At 68.9% G+C, this 1,440-nt stretch carries 1 protein-coding gene; it reads right to left on the reverse strand.

Annotated elements, in window-relative coordinates; genetic code table 11:
• Positions 1–121: 121 nt before the first annotated feature.
• Complete coding sequence (locus tag ABZ532_RS31635; RefSeq protein ID WP_361291471.1) at positions 122–1,387, reverse strand: IS701 family transposase; 1,266 nt, start codon at positions 1,385–1,387, stop codon at positions 122–124.
• Positions 1,388–1,440: the final 53 nt, after the last annotated feature.

The following is a 1,440-nucleotide window of genomic DNA, read 5'->3' on the forward strand; positions in this document are numbered from 1 at the left end:
CGATCCCTAGTAGTGCTTGGTCAGGTCGGGGCTGGGGTGGGTATGCCGCGTTGACAGGTGGGGCAGACGCCGGTCCATGTCGCGAGGAGGGTCTGTAATTCGCGGACGATGCGGTAGAGGCTCAGGCCGGCGCCGTGTCTTTTGGGGCTCTGGCCAGTCGTTGCAGGGTGCAGAAGGCATGTGCGACGGAGACGAGGGTGACGTGGTGGTGCCAGCCGTTCCAGGTGCGGCCCTCGAAGTGGGCCAGGCCCAGGGCCTGTTTCATCTCGCGGTAGTCGTGCTCGATGCGCCAGCGGAGCTTTGCGAGGCGGACCAGGGTGTTCAGTGGGGTGTCCGGGGGCAGGTCGGACAGCCAGAACTGCACGGGTTCGGCCTGGTCGGCGGGCCACTCGGCCAACAGCCAGCACTCCGGCAGCGTCGGGCCTTCGACTGCCTGCCGGACCTCGCGTCCGGCAGGCCGGATCCGCAAGGTGACGAACCGCGAGTACATCCGCTTGAAGCCACTGCGGCCGGTGCCGGGCCGGGAGCCCTCACGCCACTGCACTGGCTTCCCTGCCTTCCGGCCCGCCGCGATGACCAGCTGTTTCACCGACCGCGGTGGGTCGGGGTACTTCGCCACCGGCGGGCGTCCGGTCCCGGAGTACGGTTCGGCGACTGGCACGGCTTCGCCGGGCTGGGCGGAGAGGGTGGTGGAGATGCCCACCACATAGTTGAGGCCGCGGGCCTGCAGGCCGAGCCGGAAGGCGGCGGCGTCGCCGTATCCGGCGCCCGCGATGGCCAGCGGCACCTCGATGCCCCACGAGCGGGTCTCGTCGAGCATGTCGAGTGCAAGCTGCCATTTCTCCACGTGCCCGATGTCGTCAGGGATGCCGCAGGCAGCACGGCGGGCGACCTTGCCCGGATCCGCCTTCGCGGACCCCGGCGCCCAGGTTTCGGGCAGGAAGAGCCGCCAGCCGACTGCCGCCGAAGCGTGGTCCGAGGCCAGGTGCAGCGAGACCCCGACCTGGCAGTTGGTGACCTTGCCCGCGGTGCCGGTGTACTGCCGCGACACGCACGCCGAGGCGTTGCCGTCCTTGAGGAACCCGGTGTCGTCGAAGACCAGCGCGGTGGGTCGGATCGCCTCTTCCATCCTCCAGGCCAGCCGGGCCCGCACATGCGCTGCATCCCATGGACTCGTAGTCACGAAGTGGGCCAGCGCCTGCCGGTTCCCGTCCTCACCCAGCCGGGCAGCCATCGGCTCGACCGACTTACGCTGCCCGTCAGTGAGCAGGCCCCGCAGGTAGACCTGCCCCCACCGACGCTGGTCGTTTCTCGCGAACGGCTCGAAGACCTCTGCCGCGAAGTCCTCCAACTCGGCACGCACAGATGCGATTTCCTCCGGTGCCACACGTCCTCAACGACACACTCAACCCATAGGACACGCAACATCGACACCGACCT

Origin of the sequence: Streptomyces sp. NPDC019396 (assembly GCF_040632375.1) — a bacterium.
Taxonomy (GTDB): domain Bacteria; phylum Actinomycetota; class Actinomycetes; order Streptomycetales; family Streptomycetaceae; genus Streptomyces.